Origin of the sequence: Serratia ficaria (assembly GCF_900187015.1) — a bacterium.
Classification (GTDB): domain Bacteria; phylum Pseudomonadota; class Gammaproteobacteria; order Enterobacterales; family Enterobacteriaceae; genus Serratia; species Serratia ficaria.
This window is the reverse complement of sequence record NZ_LT906479.1, coordinates 2153908-2171100: the sequence shown is the minus strand read 5'-3', so window position 1 is coordinate 2171100 and position 17193 is coordinate 2153908. Positions and strand designations below refer to the sequence as shown.

Genomic DNA, 17193 nt, shown 5'->3' with positions numbered 1-17193 from the left:
GCCCTTTGGCGAAGGCCGTATGACAATATCTTCTCTGGACGCAAGCCTGAGGTTCTTCTCGTGCCTGATATGAAGCTTTTTGCTGGTAACGCCACCCCGGAACTAGCACAACGTATTGCCAACCGTTTGTACACCAGCCTTGGTGACGCCGCTGTAGGTCGTTTTAGCGACGGCGAAGTGAGCGTGCAAATCAACGAAAATGTACGCGGCGGTGATATTTTCATCATCCAGTCCACCTGTGCCCCGACCAACGACAACCTGATGGAACTGGTTGTTATGGTTGATGCCCTGCGTCGCGCCTCCGCGGGCCGTATTACCGCAGTTATCCCTTACTTCGGCTATGCCCGCCAGGATCGCCGCGTGCGCTCCGCACGCGTGCCAATCACGGCCAAGGTCGTCGCCGATTTCCTCTCCAGCGTAGGGGTTGACCGCGTATTGACGGTGGATCTGCATGCTGAGCAGATTCAAGGCTTCTTCGATGTTCCGGTAGATAACGTGTTCGGTAGCCCGATCCTGCTGGAAGACATGCTGCAACAGAATCTGGTGAACCCGATCGTGGTTTCTCCAGACATCGGCGGCGTAGTGCGCGCCCGCGCTATCGCCAAACTGCTGAACGATACCGATATGGCCATCATCGATAAACGCCGCCCGCGCGCGAACGTTTCTCAGGTGATGCACATCATCGGCGACGTGGCAGGCCGTGACTGCGTGCTGGTCGACGATATGATCGACACCGGCGGTACCTTGTGTAAAGCGGCTGAAGCGTTGAAAGAACGCGGTGCCAAGCGCGTATTTGCCTACGCGACGCACCCGATCTTCTCCGGTAACGCCGTGGACAACATCAAGAACTCGGTGATTGATGAAGTGATCGTCTGCGACACCATTCCGTTGTCGCCTGAAATCAAGGCACTGAAAAACGTACGCACTCTGACGCTGTCCGGCATGCTGGCCGAAGCCATCCGCCGTATCAGCAACGAAGAGTCGATCTCTGCGATGTTCGAGCATTAATCCGCGTCCTTTCCGGTACGGCGCCCTGCCGTACCGGAAGGGGCGTTTGCTCGACGGCAGATAAAGAAAAACCCGTTGGCGCGTGAGCAACAACGGGTTTTCTACTCGTAGTCAAACATGACCTTAAACCTGAATACGCGGCAGTTCTCCTTTGCCGTACCGCCGGGTCCCTTCCGATTTTTTAATCAATGCGACGAACGATGTTGATCGTTTCGGCAGCGTTTATCAAAGTGTTTTACCCACCAGTAGCGATCCGCCACCTGTTCGCGCCCGCCGATACGTGCGCCAACCAGCCACAGCAGCGCGCCGACGAAGATGCTCATGATCGCGCCATGCGCGAAAAACTGGGGTAAATTGAACTGAGATACTTCAGCGATAATGGAGTATCCGACCCCGCCGACCATCACGACCAGCCCCAGCCCCATAAAAAAGTTGCCCATTCTGTCCGCGTTTCTACGTTTCATATGCCACCTCCATAGTGCCATGTGCCAACCGGGATAACGCTGCAAACTGTTAACCCACTTTGATAAGTCAAGTATAGTCCTTGCCCTGGCAAGGGGATTGCGGAGGCGATCACAAATGGTAAAGAAAGATTGACACTTCTTAACCCTATCCTGACAGTTAGCCGACAAATTGAATTATTCAGCTAATGAATTATTCATCTTTTCCCGCAGAGGCCGATCCGGCATCAGGGTTTTGTCATTCCGGGCCCCGGCAGGTAGACTATTGCCCTTTCCCTTATCTCGATCATAGCGAATCTCCCAGTGAGCAGTATTAAATTGATAGTCGGCCTGGCGAATCCGGGCGCGGAATACGCCCAGACGCGGCACAACGCCGGCGCCTGGTACGTCGATCTACTGGCCCGGCGCCACAACCAGCAGTTGAAGGAAGAGAGCAAATTCTTCGGCTATACCGCGCGGCTGAACCTGGCGGGCAACGACGTGCGCCTGCTGGTGCCGACCACCTTTATGAACCTGAGCGGCAAGGCGGTGCTGGCGATGGCCAATTTCTACCGCATCGAACCGCACGAAATCCTGGTGGCGCATGACGAGCTGGACCTGCCGCCGGGCGTGGCCAAGATCAAGCTCGGCGGCGGCAACGGCGGCCACAACGGCCTGAAAGACATTCAGAACAAGTTTGGCAACAACCCGAACTTTTACCGGCTGCGCATCGGCATCGGCCATCCGGGCGATAAGAACAAGGTGGTGGGCTTCGTGCTCGGCAAACCGCCGGCCAGCGAACAGAAGATGATTGATGAAGCGATAGACGAATCGCTGCGCTGCACCGAAATGCTGATGAAGGACGGGCTGGAAAAAACCGTTCAGCGCCTGCACAGCTTCAAGGCGCAGGCCTGAGTCTTGCCGCAGCGGGCCTGACGCCCGCTGCTTGCCGCTAGGTGCGGGTATTGAAGGTCTCTTCTCCCACCCGCCGATCGTCGGTATCGTAGCCCTCTTCCGCCACGTAGTAGTCAGGATCGTCCAGCTCATGGCTGCAGAACGGCCCGGCCCGCTTTAACAAACGCACGCAGTCGCCGCTCAGGTGACGCAGACGAATGCTTTTCCCCGCCGCCAGATAACGCGCCGTCAGCTTGTCGACAGCCTCCACGCCGCTGGAGTCCATCACCCGGGTGCCGGCGAAATCCAGCACCACGTGGTGCGGATCGTTGTTCGGATCGAACAGCTCGGCGAACGCCGCGGCGGAGCCGAAGAACAGCGGGCCTTCGAGCTGATACACCGCCACATCGCCCGCCAGCTGCCGCTGGCGCACCCGAATGCGCGCCTGTTGCCAGGCGAACACCAGCGCCGAGATGATCACCCCGCTGATCACCGCCACCGCCAGATCGGTAAAGATGGTGATCAGGGTGACGATCACCATTACCAGCGCATCGGCCTTCGGCATGCGGCGCAGACGGCGCAGCGAGCTCCACTCGAAGGTGTTGTAGCACACCACCAGCATCACCCCGGCCAGCGCCGCCACCGGCAGCAGGCCGATATAACGCGACAGGCTGACCACGAACAGGATCAGCAGAATGGCGCCGACGACGCCGGAAATGCGCCCGCGACCGCCCGAGGTAAAGTTAATGATCGACTGGCCGATCATCGCGCAGCCGGCAAAGCAGCCGAACAGGCCGCAAATCGCATTGCCGGCGCCCTGAGCGATGCTTTCGCGGTTGCCGTTGCCCTTTTTTCCGCCCATTTCATCGAGCACCGTCATGGTCAACAGCGATTCAATCAGGCCGACCAGGGCGATCACCACCGCATACGGCAGCACCACCTTCAGCATCTCCAGATTGAACGGCGCCACCGGCAGGCTGAAGTGCGGCAGCGAGCCGGAGATATCCGCCAGATCACCGACCCGCAGCGTGTGCAGGTTGAACCCGATCGCCAACGCCGACACCAGCAACAGCGCCGCCAGCGAAGAAGGGATGACCCTGGTCAGGCGCGGGAACAGCACCACCACCAGGACAGCCAACGCCACCAGGCCGTACATTAACGGCCCCTGCCCGGCAATCATATGCAGCTGCGCCAGCATGATGACGATCGCCAAGCCGTTGACGAAGCCGTGGATCGCCGGCAGCGGCACCAGCCGGATAAACTTGCCCAGCCGGAATACGCCGATCAGAATTTGGATCGCGCCGGCAAAAATGGTCGCCCACAGCACGTAACCCATGCCGTACTGCGCCGCCAGGCTCATCAACACCACCACGATCGAGCCGGCCGCGCCCGACACCATGCCCGGCTTGCCGCCGAACAGCGCGGTCACCAGGCCGATGATGAACGCGGTATGCAAACCGACGATCGGCGAAAGTCCGGCGACCAGCGAAAAGCCGACCGCCTCGGGGATCATCGATACCGCCACCACAAAGCCCGCCAGGACTTCATTCTTAACGTCCGCGATCCTGAAATTGCTCAGGTTAAACATGAATTATTCACTTCTGACAGATGAAAACGCCTCCCCGCGGAGCGGGAACGGGAGCCGCACGCTGCGGCGAACGAGCAGGCGGGCACAACTCAGGGTGGCGTAGGCAAGAAATACATCCGGCGCGTTTCCTGTCGGTTAATCGGAAGTGTCAGTATGTGTAAATGTGATCCAAATCTCAATCAAAAACCGGCCACCCTATCCGTCTTCCCTGCGTACCCTAAATAATTGGAGCTGCATCAAGGCGGGCAAATATGACGGGCGCACAGTCAGATCGAGATAAACGCCCATTACGTGTATAATGGCGGCATTATTTTGCCCTTTATGCAGCCAGTTAAACCTAACAGGCTGATAGTTAAGATATTTAAGGTGATAACAACATGGGATTCAAATGCGGTATCGTCGGCCTGCCTAACGTGGGCAAATCCACCCTGTTCAACGCGTTGACCAAAGCGGGCATCGAAGCAGCCAACTTCCCGTTCTGCACCATTGAACCGAACACCGGTGTGGTGCCGATGCCCGATCCGCGTCTGGACAAGCTGGCCGAGATCGTCAAGCCGCAGCGCATTCTGCCGACCACCATGGAATTCGTCGACATCGCCGGCCTGGTGAAAGGCGCCTCCAAGGGCGAAGGCCTGGGCAACCAGTTCCTGACCAACATTCGCGAAACCGAAGCCATCGGCCACGTGGTGCGCTGCTTCGAAAACGACAACATCATCCACGTTAACAACAAGGTCGATCCGGCCGAAGACATCGACGTGATCAACACCGAGCTGGCGCTGTCCGACCTCGACACCTGCGAGCGCGCTATCCACCGCGTGCAGAAGAAAGCCAAAGGCGGCGACAAGGACGCGAAAGCCGAGCTGGCGGCGCTGGAGAAATGCCTGCCGCATCTGGAAAACGCCGGCATGCTGCGCGCGCTGGATCTGACCGAAGAAGACAAGGCGGCGATCAAATACCTGAGCTTCCTGACGCTGAAACCGACCATGTACATCGCCAACGTCAACGAGGACGGTTTCGAAAACAACCCGTACCTGGACACCGTACGCAACATCGCCGCCGGAGAAGGTTCGGTGGTGGTTGCCGTGTGCGCGGCGGTTGAATCCGACATTGCCGAGCTGGAAGACGAAGACCGCGACGAGTTTATGGCCGAGCTGGGCCTGGAAGAGCCGGGCCTGAACCGGGTGATCCGCGCCGGTTACGAGCTGCTGAACCTGCAGACCTACTTCACCGCCGGCGTCAAAGAAGTGCGCGCCTGGACCATCCCGGTCGGCGCTACCGCGCCGCAGGCGGCCGGCAAAATCCACACCGACTTCGAGAAAGGCTTTATCCGCGCGCAAACCATCGCGTTCGACGACTTCATCACTTACAAAGGTGAGCAAGGCGCCAAAGAAGCCGGCAAGATGCGTTCAGAAGGCAAAGACTACATCGTCAAAGACGGCGACGTGATGAACTTCTTGTTCAACGTCTAACGACTTCTTGAACTCGGGAGCGCTTGGTGGCACTCAGTGGACTCAGTAGGTTTTTCAATCCATAACTTACAAAGCAATACGTTCTACTGAGCGCTCCTATTGTTTATCGAAGTCTGAAAAATCGGCTCGAGTTCACTTTCCCTGGCCGCCTCTCTGGCTACTTTAGTGTCTAGTGAACCAGTAAATCATTGAGGAAACGCCGCGCGCGCGGGTGCTGCGGCGCGGTGAAGAACTTATCCGCCGCTGCCTTTTCCAGTATTTGCCCCTGATCCATAAACCAGATCGTATCGGCAACGTCGCGGGCAAAGTTCATTTCATGAGTGACGCACATCATGGTCATTCCTTCCTGCGCCAGCCCGCGCATCACGCTCAACACCTCACCGACCATCTCCGGGTCGAGCGCAGATGTTGGTTCATCGAACAGCATCACCGGCGGTTTCATCGCCAATGCCCGGGCGATGGCCACCCGCTGCTGCTGGCCACCGGAAAGCTGAGCCGGGTAAACGTCGGCTTTGTGCGACAGCCCCACGCGCTCCAACAGCTCCCCGGCATGGCGCCGGGCCTCGGCGCGCTTCTCACCGAGAACTTTCACCGGCGACATCATAATATTCTCCAACACCGAAACGTGCGGAAACAAGTTGAAGCTCTGAAATACGAAGCCGATTCGCGTCCGCAGCGGGTTCAGCCGGGTGCTGGAACCATGGATATCGACGCCGTCAAACAGAATCTGCCCCTGTTCGATAGGCTCAAGACGGTTAACCGTCCGGATTAACGTCGACTTCCCGGACCCGGAAGGGCCGCACACCACAACCACTTCACCGCTTTTGATTTCGGCGCTCACATCGGTCAGGGCCTGATATTCCCCGTACCATTTATTCACCTGATTGAACAGAATCATCGGTCGCATGGTTGCTCCTTATTGAGTTTGTGATGGCGATTGGTCGAGCGCCAACGGCGTGACCGGCTTTCCCGTGGCGGGCGGCACCCGTTGCCTCCTGCCGGCGATACGTAGTTCGAGGCGATTGGCCAGCCACGTCAGGCTAAAGTTAATGATGTAGTAGCTCAGCGCTACGATGGCGAAGACCTGGAACGGTTTCGTCAGCAACTGGTTGCTGACCTGGTTAGCCGCATAGGTCAGCTCCGGAACGTTAATCACGTAGCCGAGGGTACTGTCTTTGATAATCGACACCAGCTGGCTTACCAGACTCGGTAGCGTGTTGTACAGCGCCTGCGGCAGGATCACCAGACGCAGCGCCCGGATATGCCCCATTCCCAGCGCTCGGGAGGCTTCGTACTGCCCCGAGGGCAGCGCCTGGATCCCGCCGCGTACGATTTCAGCAATATAGGCGCTCTCGTAGATGATTAGCGTACACAGCATGGTGCTGAAGCCGCTGATGTTGTGGCCGATCAGCAACGGCACACAAAAATAGGTCCAGAACACTACCATCATCAGCGGGATACCGCGCAACAGATAGATCCAGCCGGTTACCGGCCAGCTCAGCCAGCGCCACGGCGAGAGGCGAGCGAGGCATAGCAACACACCGACCGGGAAGGCGAACAGCACTGCCAGTAGCGACACCAGCAAGGTACACAGCACCCCGCCCAGCGGGCCATCAGGATACTGCCCCATCAGCAGCAACAGGCCGTTATCGTGCAGGATCGTGAAAAAATCAAACATACTTGTTACCTCGCGTACGCGCGCTGAAAGCGGCGGGCCAGCAGAGCCCCTCCCCCCATCAGCAGCAAAGAGAAGGCCAGGTAACCTACCGTCGCCACTATGTACGCTTCAAAAGTGCGGAAAGTCTGGTTTTCAATATCGCGCGTGACGTACGTCAGCTCGACGACGCCAATGACCATGGCAAGGCTGGTATTTTTAAACAGCAACACCGTGTGGTTAATCACCGATGGCAGCGCGTTACGGAGTCCTTGGGGCAGAATGACCAGTCGCATGGCGCGCAGATACCCCATTCCCAGCGCCCTCGCCGCTTCATTCTGCCCCTCGTGTATGGCGCGCAGGCCGCTGCGGATGTCTTCAGAGAAGTAAGCCGCCTGGCACAGACCCAGCGCGACCAGCGAGAACAGAAACTCCGCATTCATCTCGTTAACCCACATCTGCAGCGACTCGGGCAGCAGCGTCGGGATCGCGAAATACCACATCATCAGCTGGATCAGCGTCGGGACGTTGCGGTGATAGGACACATACGCCGCCACCAACAGCTGCGCGAAGCGCTTGTTGCTCAGGCGGAGCATCACCAGCAACAGCGCAATAAACATTGCCAGCAGCCATGCACCCAACGCCAGTTCCAAAGTGACGGCGGTGCCATCGATAATCATCTGCCCGTAGTGACCAGTCATCACGTTACTGAAGTCGAGTGCCATATATCCTCCTCGTTTGCCGTCATTCAGGATTCGCGGTCACCGGGGCGCATCGTAGATAGCCCGCCGGGAACCTGCAGCGTCGGGGTGATCTCGATGTTGCCGATGTTAACCGCTACCGGCGTGGCGAGCGCAAAAGCCACGCAGTCGGCGATATCTTTTGCCTGCGGCAGCTCGAAACCATCGATAAAACGGCGGCGCGCCTCTTCGTGATCGCCGGAAACGTTACCGAAGATCTCCGTCGCCACTCGCCCCGGGCAAATTTCGGTGATCCGCACCCGCTTGCCGTAACAATCGACGCGCAGCTGGCGCGACAGCGCATGCACACCCGCTTTGGTGGAGTGGTAGATGGAATTGCCGTTGAAGTTATAAATCGCGGCGATGGAGGTGATGTTAATCACGTGGCCGCAGTCGCGCGCCACCATCCCCGGGACCAGCAGGCGGCACAGGTGCAGCACGGCGCGCAGGTTGACATCCACCTGGGTATCGATCCAGTCGGCATCGGCATCAAGAATGGAGCCAGGATGGGAAACGCCAGCGTTGTTCACCAGAATATCAACCTGCAAATCCCGGCACAGCGCGGTCAGCGCCTGAAGGTCGCCGACGTCGACGACGTGGGGAATGCAGCCGGTTCTGTCCGCCAGAGCGGCTAACTGTTCATGACGACGCGCTACCGCATGGACCAAAATCCCTTCCTGACAAAGGCGTTCGACAATCGCTTCACCCATCCCGGCGGAAGCGCCGGTCACCAGGGCCACTTTATAATCTGAAAATGGCATATATGCTCTCCTGTTATGGCAGACCGATCTGCCTTTGACGTCGTTTTTCTGACTGTATGCAGTTATGTCCAATGGGGATAAGACATAAATAGTTTGGCCCGATAAGGGGGGCTTATAACTTCGCCAAGACGGTGTCCGTGGGCAGCAGCAACGCGATCTCGCTGCCGTATTCCAGCCGGCTCCCCGCCGTCGCGACAAGGCTTTTGAGCGTCCCGGCCACCGGGCTGCACACCGGTAAATAGAGCGGCCCGACCTGCACCAGCGCGAGAATATCGTGCGGCTCAATGTGCTGCCCTTCGCTAACGAACGCCTCTCCATGGCTGGGGTGGCTCAGCAGTAGGCGTCCCGGCATCGGGGAACACACCGGCAGCAGGCTGGTTTCGGCCACGGTCGGCGGCAGAGGCAGCGGTTCGGCCATCGTGTCGCCGCCGGGATAGTGCAGGCGAACCGACCAGTTCGCGCCGCGCCACTCCAGCTCCCGTAATCCGGCGTGGTACATTTTCTGCGCCAGCTGGCGCACATCCTCAAGGGCTATCAGTTCTTTTTCCATCATGGTTCCATCACGCAAGGGTCAGATCACGGCAGCGCCGCGCGCCAGAGTAGCGACTCTAGCGCGGATATCGGGCGGGTCGATAAGAGGGTTTAGCTTTGAAGCAATAAGAGGGACTTATTATCCCACCAGGGTTAGTGGCCGATTGTCCTCGGTCCGCTGCGCCATCAGGGAGAGCAAAATCCCCTTCACCGCTTCCGCGGGCTGCGAAAGCGGCAGATGGTCGGACATACAGAAAGAGAGCGAGGTGAGCACATTGGGTTCGACAATTCTCGCCATCCAGGCATTGGCGGGCTGGAGCATAGCGCGCGCAGCGGACTCCGGCATGATGGTGCCGCCGAGCTCCGCCGCTAATGCCGCGTTAAGCGAGGTCTGCGATTCAATCTCGCACTTCACCCGATAGCTCAGCCCGACCTGGGTAAAGGCATCGTCCGCGGCTTTACGCATAATGTTATAAATTCGTGGCAGGAACAGGTCGTAGCGGGCGACCTCCGCGAGGGGAATTTCGCGCCGCGGCTCCCCCAACGCATGCGGACAGACGAAAAAGAGCGCCTCTTTCATCAGCGGTAGAAAACGCAGGCCATGAATATCGCGATCGCCGTAAATCACCGCCATGTCCATTCGACCGCTCATGATTAATTCGCTGAGGGTCGTGCCAAAGTTCTCATTGAAATAGAGCACAATTCCGGGATGCTGGCGTTGCACTTCGGTCAACAGCGGGATCGCCAGCTGCTGGGCGGCGGTGCCCGGCGCCAGGCCGACGGAGACCTGGCCGCTCAGAGTCCGCCCCGCGCCGTCGATGGCGCTCTGCGCCTGCGCGCACTGACGCAAAATAGCCTGGGCGTGGGTATAGAGAATTTTCCCAGCGTCGGTTGGCGTTACGCCGCGCTTGGTGCGAATCAATAGCTGCTGATCGACCTCGCCTTCCAGGGTCGCCAGTTGCTGGCTGAGCGCCGGCTGGGCAATGTGCAGAATGTCTGCGGCCTGCGTCAGGCTCCCCACGTCGACAATTTTGATGAAATATTTCAGGCGGCGAAGATTCATAGTAGCGGTCCCACATCAATACGTATCCCTGATGACAAGCAAGATAGGTGCCAGAAGCAAAAAACCCCGCTGGCCGCCGCTCACGCCGAAATTTCGGGCACTCCGCTCTTCAACGCTCCCACGTTTGCACCGTCAGAGAGCACCGGCGCATAAGTGCGGCCCTGTCCATCCGCCGGTTGCCAGGAAAGCGAACCTCGTCAGCCATCGCATTGCGTTATGTCCCCACAACAAAGCGCTATTAGCTCGCCGCCTTTACCTGCCTCTATGCTGGTTGGCGTGCATTGACCCCCTCTCGCCGCCCGTGGCGGATCGTTCTGCGCCGCGGGCGGGTTTGCTGACCTTGTAACCAGGAACCGCTGCTGATGCCTGATATCGCCGATCGTCTCAACAATGTTACCGTCTCCGCCTCCGTCGCCATGACGCAAAAGGCTCGCGATCTCGCCGCGCGGGGAATCGACGTCGTCGGTCTCTCGACCGGCGAACCGGACTTTCCCACACCGCCGCACGTGATCGATGCCGCCTACGCCGCAGCGCGCGCCGGGGATACCCGCTACCCGCCGACGGACGGCACGCCCACGCTGCGCGCCGCTATTCAGCGCAAGTTCCTGCGCGACAATGAACTGCGCTATGACGTCAGCCAGATCCTGACCGCCGGCGGCGCCCGACAGATCATCTTCAACGCCATGATGGCGACGATTAACCCCGGCGACGAAGTGATCATCCCCGTGCCGTCGTGGATCAGCTACGCCGATATCGTTAAATTCGCCGGCGGAACGCCGGTTGCGGTGACCTGCCATGAAGAGTATGGCTTTAAACCGCTGCCGCAGGACATCGAAGCGGCGATCACGCCGAAAACCAAATGGCTGCTGTTGAACTATCCCGGCAATCCGACCGGCTCCGTCGCCACGCATGCCGAGCTGCAGGCGCTGGGCGAAACGCTGCTGCGTCATCCACAGATCTGGATCATGACCGACGATATCTATGAGCATCTGCTGTACGACGGCGTGAAATTCTGGACCCTGGCTCAGGTGGAGCCCCGGCTGTACGATCGCGTTTTGACGGTGAACGGCGTCTCGAAAGCCTACTCGATGACCGGCTGGCGGCTGGGTTTTTGCGGCGGCCCGCAGGCGCTGATCAAAGCCATGAGCAACGTCAATACGCAAAATAGCGGCGGCGTGGCGACGCTGTCGCAGGCAGGCTCCGTCGCCGCACTCGACGGCCCGCAGGATCTGCTGGCCGAGCGGGCGGAAATCTACCGCCAGCGCCGCGATTACGTACTTGCGCGCCTTGCCGGTATTCCCGGCCTGCGCTGCCATAGGCCGCAGGGGGCCTTCTATCTGTTCGTGAACATCGCTGAATTTATCGGCAAAACCAGCGCCGGCGGGCATCGCATCGACAGCGACGCCGATTTCGTGATGGCGCTTATCGAAGAGCAACATGTGGTGACGGTACAGGGGGCGGCCTACGGCATAAGCCCCTACTTCCGCCTCTCTTACGCCACCAGTATGGAACGCTTGCAAACCGGTTGCGATCGTCTCGCGGCCTTCTGCACGGGTTGCCGTTAAGCTTCGGCGTGCAGATTCTGCGCGCTGGGCAGAGTGAAATGCCTGCTTGGCGTCTGACCGGCAGGCATTTTTTATCCCGTCTGCGGGGCTGCGGGATGGGCTCGTGCCTGACGGGATGGAAAATGGGCTTTAGCAGAATGGAAGTCCAGGTGTGCATAGGCAGAGCAGAGTGTGGTCAGGGGCGCGGTTTGCCCCCCTGACCACGGGAAAAGGCTTTACTGCGCCAGCACCTCCGCCGCCGGCGCTACCATCGCGCCGCAGGATTCAATCTCACTGCGAACCAGCGTCGCCAGCGTCAGCGAGCCCGGGGTATCGCTATGAACCAGGATAGAACGCGCACGTACCGGCAGCGTATTGCCGCTAAAGGTGGTCACCGTACCCTGTTGCAGAAACTGCCGTACTCTGGCGCGCACCGCCGTCTCCTCTTTGATCAGGGAACCGGCGATACCGCGCGGGACCAGCTGCCCGCGATCGTCGTAGGCCCGGTCAGCGAGAAACAGCGTCAGCGTCGGCAACCCTCTGGCCTGCGCCGCCCGTTCAATGGTAGTGTCCGGCTGGCAGAAGATAATCAGTTGCGAATCGATCCGGGAGACGGCCTGCATGACTCGCAGCGCCAGGGCATCGTCGCGGTTAATCATATTCCCCATCGCCGCGTGAAAGCTCAGATGGGCGACGCGGGTGCCCTCGGCACGGGCAATGGCGGAGAGCGCGCCAAGCTGATAAACCACCTGTTGGCAGATTTCATCGGCGGAGAACGACATCTCTTTGCGCCCAAATCCCTGGCGGTCCGGCAGGCCGGGGTGAGCACCGATACCTACGCCGCGCGCCTGCGCCAGACGCACCATTCGGGTCATAATCGCCGGATCCCCCGCGTGAAAACCGCAGGCAATGTTGGCGGAGGAAACAATATTCATTAGCGCCGAGTCATCACATAACTGATAGACGCCAAAACCTTCTCCCATATCGGAGTTCACATCAATTTTCATACGGAGTTCCTTATCAACCGACAACCCTGGTCAGCGGCGCTACGCTGGCGCGCAGGCGCAGCAGCCAGCCTTCAATCTCCTGACGCACCGCGATGGCGGTACGCGTATCGCCCTGTACCAGTTGAATTGACTGACCCGCCTGCAGTTGGCCCAGGCGCCAGAGGTCTTCTTCAATCACGCAGGCAATTTTGGGATAACCTCCCGCAGTGTTGGCATCGCTCAGTTGAATAATCGGTTCGCCGGCCGGCGGAACCTGCACGATACCCGGGATCAGGCCGTAGGAGCGCATTTCAACCGTTTCGGCGGGCAGGAGCGGCTCCCCCGCCAGGCGATAGCCGGTACGGTTGCTGTGCTGCGAAATTTTCCACGCCTGGCTCCAGAAGCGCGGTGCATCGGCGGCAAACAGCGGATACTCGCCGGCGGGGATGGCGCGGATCTGAACGTCGCCCTGAGCGTTGAGCGGAAAAACGGCGCTCAAGGCCACTTCCGGCGGCTCAAGGCCGATCCCCGAGGCCGGGAGCGGCGCCCCCAGCCTCGGACCGCACGACAGCACATCGCCGCGCTGCAGCGGCCGGCCCTCGAGTCCGCCGAAGCCACCACGCAGAGCGGTACTGCGCGAGCCCAGCACCAGCGGAACATCAATACCGCCGGCCACACACAAATAGCCGCGCGCGCCGCGGCGGGGAAAGCGTAGTTCCAGCATCTGGCCTTTACGTACCGCGCAGCCCCACCAGGCCGGTAGCTCTGCGCCGTCAAGCCTGGCCCGGCAGTCGGCGCCGGTGAGCGCGATCCAGGTATCCGCCAGGAAACGCACGCGGAAGGGAAACATCTGCACTTCGATTGCCGCCGCGTTTTCCTCGTTTCCCAGCAGCGTGTTGCCGGCACGCAGCGCCAGCGGGTCCATCACGCCGCTCACCGAGACGCCAAGGTGGCGCCACGCCGGGCGGCCTAAATCCTGGATCGTATTTAGCGATGCGCTTTGTTCAATCTCAATCACAGTTCGACTCTCTCCGGCAGAAAACGGATGATATCGCCTGGCGCCATCAGCGCAGGAATGGCGGCATGGGGGTTGAATACCTCAATTTCCGCGTAGCCGATGGCGTTCCAGCCGTTCGGCCCGGTCAGCACCGAGACTCCGGCCTGCGGCCCGCCGATGGTGACCGTCCCCTTGAGCATATTCAGCGAAGGCACCTTTTTACGCGGCGTCGCCAGGCGCGGATCCAGGCCGTGCAAATAGCCGAACCCCGGCGCGCTGCCGAGCGCCACCACGGTGTAGACGCCCTGCGAATGCCGACGAACGACCTCCCGGGCGGAAAACCCGGTATGACGACAAACCGCCTCCAGATCGGTGGCGTGTTCCCCGCCGTAGCACACCGGGATATCAATCTGCCGTCCTTCGACGTTGAGCGCCTGCGCCGCCAGCCAGCACTCGCGCAGACGGCGCTCCACCCCCGTCGGCTCCTCCGGCGTATCGCGTAGCAGCACCAGTAAATTGGTCACGCCGGGGATCAAGGACTCCACCTCCGGCCACTGCTGCAGGCTTTGCGCCAGCGACCAGATGCGCCGCTGCGCCGGAAGGTCGAAGGCGCCGGGCGCTTCGATAAGCCAGGCTCGGCTACCCATCATGGAGATCCGCGCCGGGGCGCCGGCATGAAGCTCAATGCGGCGCTCGGGTAACAAGGTTTTCGATGTCGGCGTCATACTTATTCCAGCGGTTCAAACGTGAGGCTGGATAGCGGCTGTACCCGTTCTTCGCGGGCCATTTTGTATTCGGTGTTCGGTCCAATCCAGGTATTCCAGATTTTGTCTATCGTCCCGTCGTCATCCATCGCCTTCAGGCTTTCATTGACGCTGGTCAGCAGCTGCGGTTCGCCCTGTTTCATCCCCACGCCGATGGGTTCAAGCGCCATCGGCTCTTTAATCATCGCCAGATTGATGCCGTCCTTTTTCGCCTGGCCGATCATTTTGATACCGGTCATGGTGTTGGTGACGAAGCCCTGCGCTTTATTCTGTTCAAGGGCAAGGAAGGCCGAAGCAGCGTCCTGGAAGGTAACCGGCTTGCCGCCCTTCAGCACGATGGATTGTTCTGAGGTGGTGCCCTTGGTAGCGCTGATGCGCTTGCCTTTGAAATCGGCGAGGGTTTTATCGGCATTCGCCTCTTTGACCAGCAGCATCTCTTTGGCGACGTAGTAAGGGTCACTGAACTGGATCTGGCGGCCGCGCGTTTTGGTATAGGCAAGGTTGGCGATCAGCACGTCGGCTCGCCCGGTGGCGATGACCGCGATACGCGCTTCAACGGAGGTGGGAACCAGCTGCGCCTTGACCCCCATCTGTTTCGCCAGCGCATGGCAGAGCTCAACGTCCATCCCGACCAACTGACGGGTTTGCGGATCCGGCGCAGAAAACGGCGGCACATCGGAATAGACCGCGCACCTCAGCTCACCGCGCGTATGAATATCCGCCAGCATGTCGGCGCACGCGGCGCCGGACACCGACACCAGCGTCAGAGCCAGCGCTAAACCCGCATTTCGCTTCAGTTTCATTATTGTTTCCCTCGGTCTGGATAAAAGAGTACCGACGTCCGGTAAGGGGTTCCCCGTTTCGCCAGTATGGCTAACCACTTGTCGCGACTATATCGGCATTGTTTGCGCGGCGGGTAAGAGGGAAACGCTGTCGGGAGATAGGTGATTTATATGACCGCGCCGGCGGGGAGAAATAAGCAAAAATTATCCTGACAGAACGAAATTATCTTATCTACCCACCCTGCGCACCCTCTACTGTAACGCCAAGCGCGACATCCACGCCGCGCCCCACCGCGACCGTTAACCGAAGGTAGTCACATGAACGCCCGACCTGGGATTTATCTAAAAATACTCTCCACCCTGTGCGCGACCTTAATGCTGGCCTGCGTCAAAGGGCTACAGGGGGCGATTCCGACCGGCGAAGTGATTTTCTTCCGCTCCTTTATCGCCATGTTCCCCCTGCTCATCTGGTTAAAAATTCAGGGCAACGTGCTGGCCAGCATTAAGACAAAAAATATTTTCGGCCATTTGATTCGCGGCTTTTCCGGTACCGGCGGGATGTACTTCAACTATCTGGCGCTGGTGTCGATTTCCCTCGCCGATGCCACCGCCCTGAGCTATGCCGCGCCGCTATTCACCGTCATCATGGCGGCCTTACTGCTGAAAGAGCGGGTGCATTTTTCCCGCTGGCTGGGGGTGCTTGTCGGTTTTTCCGGCATCCTGTTTATGCTCTCCGCCAGCTTGACCGCCAGCGGCTCCCTGTTCGCCGGCGGCCAGCCGCCGTCCGGAATGGCCCTCGGGGTCGTCTTCGCTCTGCTGGCCGCGCTCTGCACCGCCACCTCCAACATTCAGATCCGTTTTCTCAACGGCATCGAAAAACCCGGCGCCATCGTCTTTTACTTCTCGCTGATGACCAGCCTGATTGGTCTGGCAACCAGCCTGTTCGGCTGGGCACGGCCAACGCCGGGGCAGCTTCTGTTGCTGGTGGGCTGCGGTTTTTTCGGCGGTATGGCGCAGATTCTGGTCACGCTAAGCCTGCGCTTTGCCGACGCCTCGCTGCTGGCGCCGTTTGATTACACCACGCTGGTCTGGTCGATGGCGATTGGCTACCTGTTCTTAAACAGCCTGCCCGGTTCGTCAACGCTGATCGGTGCGGGGATGGTGGCGCTGGCGGGGATCTTCACCCTGTGGTGCGACCAGCGGCGGCGGCGGGCGCATATTGCGCGCGCCTCGTCATGATTTTGGCAGATGACCCGCGCTGGCTGCGGGGGACTTGTCATCCTTCAGGCTAGCAGGACGATAGTCCGCGATCCCTACTCGCCGGCAAGAATGGCCTGTCCGTGCGAGCGCCGTTCGGACAAAAACGCCCTCTGCTGGCGACTCCGCGCCGACAGAAGCGGCTGGATCACATATGGCAGCGGACGTCAGCAGTTTGCTGACACTGTATATCTGGCCATTGAACGGTATGCGGAACTGGTCAACAATCCCCCAGATCGGGATCCCACCACCACGCCAACCTTCTGATTGATCCTCTGTGCGTGTTCAATGGCATCCCCATGAACAATCCATATCTGACGGTAAGACTGAAAGCATGAAGCGCAGCAGAGAACCACAAATCTGCGGGGATTAATGCAATCCTGTCCCAATTGCCATGTTCAACATTATTTCGCCGCTTCTGGCTATCTGTCTGGATAATTAAAAACCATACCTTATCAAGCGATATCCTAATCTATTAATTATAAGGTCAAACTTGATTTGCAATGGTTAATCAATACTCACGCCGTTTCAGACAAAATTGGGAGCGGGAGCCGTGGTTTCATGTAACAAAACTACATGTGACACGGGCTACAAATTTATTTTATGCGTCATTTTATACTGGCTGCACAAATCATAGTGAAATTGATAAACCGCGTAGAAACAATGGCGCATATGGCTTCGCCGTACCGCAAGTTCTGAGTAGCTACAGGCGTTG

Annotated in this window: 17 protein-coding genes; 5 read left to right on the top strand and 12 right to left on the bottom strand. The window is 59.2% G+C overall.

The features are described 5' to 3' along the window. Nucleotides 1-60 precede the first annotated feature (60 nt). Nucleotides 61-1008, top strand: a complete 948-nt coding sequence (gene prs / locus CKW09_RS10280) for a ribose-phosphate diphosphokinase (RefSeq protein ID WP_039992027.1) — start codon at nucleotides 61-63, stop codon at nucleotides 1006-1008. A gap of 185 nt (nucleotides 1009-1193) precedes the next feature. Here the strand turns inward: prs and ychH are convergent, their stop codons facing one another. After that, complete coding sequence (gene ychH, locus CKW09_RS10275) at nucleotides 1194-1472, bottom strand: stress-induced protein YchH (protein WP_061799125.1); 279 nt, start codon at nucleotides 1470-1472, stop codon at nucleotides 1194-1196. Nucleotides 1473-1772: 300 nt separating this feature from the next. Between ychH and pth the strand changes: the two genes are divergently transcribed. Then, entirely contained in the window at nucleotides 1773-2363 is a 591-nt protein-coding gene (pth, locus tag CKW09_RS10270; protein ID WP_061799124.1) for an aminoacyl-tRNA hydrolase, read from the top strand. Nucleotides 2364-2400: 37 nt separating this feature from the next. Here the strand turns inward: pth and CKW09_RS10265 are convergent, their stop codons facing one another. After that, on the bottom strand, nucleotides 2401-3930 hold the full coding sequence (locus tag CKW09_RS10265) for a SulP family inorganic anion transporter (RefSeq protein WP_061799123.1): 1530 nt from the start codon (nucleotides 3928-3930) through the stop codon (nucleotides 2401-2403). Nucleotides 3931-4307: 377 nt separating this feature from the next. On the opposite strand from CKW09_RS10265, the gene ychF reads away from it, so the two are divergent. After that, nucleotides 4308-5399, top strand: coding sequence for a redox-regulated ATPase YchF (ychF, locus tag CKW09_RS10260; RefSeq protein ID WP_061799121.1), 1092 nt, complete (start codon nucleotides 4308-4310; stop codon nucleotides 5397-5399). Between the two features lie 169 nt (nucleotides 5400-5568). Here ychF and CKW09_RS10255 read toward each other — a convergent pair whose 3' ends face one another. The 6 genes from CKW09_RS10255 to nac all read right to left on the bottom strand — a co-directional run bounded on the left by CKW09_RS10255 (nucleotide 5569) and on the right by nac (nucleotide 10148). Further along, complete coding sequence (locus CKW09_RS10255; RefSeq protein ID WP_061799120.1) at nucleotides 5569-6306, bottom strand: amino acid ABC transporter ATP-binding protein; 738 nt, start codon at nucleotides 6304-6306, stop codon at nucleotides 5569-5571. A gap of 9 nt (nucleotides 6307-6315) precedes the next feature. Beyond that, the gene (locus tag CKW09_RS10250; RefSeq protein WP_061799118.1) at nucleotides 6316-7077 is read right to left on the bottom strand and encodes an amino acid ABC transporter permease; all 762 of its coding nucleotides are present in this window, start codon (nucleotides 7075-7077) and stop codon (nucleotides 6316-6318) included. 5 nt (nucleotides 7078-7082) lie between these two features. Further along, entirely contained in the window at nucleotides 7083-7778 is a 696-nt protein-coding gene (locus CKW09_RS10245) for an amino acid ABC transporter permease (RefSeq protein ID WP_095097080.1), read from the bottom strand. 23 nt (nucleotides 7779-7801) lie between these two features. Next, nucleotides 7802-8554 (bottom strand): SDR family oxidoreductase, encoded by a 753-nt coding sequence (locus CKW09_RS10240; protein ID WP_061799116.1) that lies wholly within the window; start codon nucleotides 8552-8554, stop codon nucleotides 7802-7804. A gap of 112 nt (nucleotides 8555-8666) precedes the next feature. Continuing rightward, the gene (locus tag CKW09_RS10235) at nucleotides 8667-9107 is read right to left on the bottom strand and encodes an acetyl-CoA carboxylase biotin carboxyl carrier protein (protein WP_231922138.1); all 441 of its coding nucleotides are present in this window, start codon (nucleotides 9105-9107) and stop codon (nucleotides 8667-8669) included. Nucleotides 9108-9224: 117 nt separating this feature from the next. Next, nucleotides 9225-10148, bottom strand: coding sequence for a nitrogen assimilation transcriptional regulator NAC (nac, locus tag CKW09_RS10230; RefSeq protein WP_061799113.1), 924 nt, complete (start codon nucleotides 10146-10148; stop codon nucleotides 9225-9227). Nucleotides 10149-10510: 362 nt separating this feature from the next. Here nac and CKW09_RS10225 point away from each other — a divergent pair, with 362 nt between their 5' ends. Continuing rightward, complete coding sequence (locus CKW09_RS10225; protein WP_095097077.1) at nucleotides 10511-11713, top strand: pyridoxal phosphate-dependent aminotransferase; 1203 nt, start codon at nucleotides 10511-10513, stop codon at nucleotides 11711-11713. Between the two features lie 215 nt (nucleotides 11714-11928). Here CKW09_RS10225 and CKW09_RS10220 read toward each other — a convergent pair whose 3' ends face one another. From CKW09_RS10220 to CKW09_RS10205, 4 genes are read right to left on the bottom strand one after another with little or no spacing between them, the layout of a single operon-like run. After that, the gene (locus CKW09_RS10220; RefSeq protein WP_095097074.1) at nucleotides 11929-12699 is read right to left on the bottom strand and encodes a 5-oxoprolinase subunit PxpA; all 771 of its coding nucleotides are present in this window, start codon (nucleotides 12697-12699) and stop codon (nucleotides 11929-11931) included. 13 nt (nucleotides 12700-12712) lie between these two features. Next, on the bottom strand, nucleotides 12713-13696 hold the full coding sequence (locus CKW09_RS10215; RefSeq protein WP_095097070.1) for a 5-oxoprolinase subunit C family protein: 984 nt from the start codon (nucleotides 13694-13696) through the stop codon (nucleotides 12713-12715). Continuing rightward, a complete protein-coding gene (gene pxpB, locus CKW09_RS10210) occupies nucleotides 13693-14400 on the bottom strand; it encodes a 5-oxoprolinase subunit PxpB (RefSeq protein ID WP_095097067.1) in 708 nt (235 codons plus the stop codon). The genes CKW09_RS10215 and pxpB overlap by 4 nt, the downstream gene beginning before the upstream one ends. Nucleotides 14401-14402: 2 nt before the next feature. Further along, nucleotides 14403-15242, bottom strand: a complete 840-nt coding sequence (locus tag CKW09_RS10205) for an ABC transporter substrate-binding protein (protein WP_061799108.1) — start codon at nucleotides 15240-15242, stop codon at nucleotides 14403-14405. Nucleotides 15243-15539: 297 nt separating this feature from the next. Here CKW09_RS10205 and CKW09_RS10200 point away from each other — a divergent pair, with 297 nt between their 5' ends. Beyond that, complete coding sequence (locus CKW09_RS10200; protein ID WP_061799106.1) at nucleotides 15540-16460, top strand: DMT family transporter; 921 nt, start codon at nucleotides 15540-15542, stop codon at nucleotides 16458-16460. Nucleotides 16461-17193 lie beyond the last annotated feature (733 nt).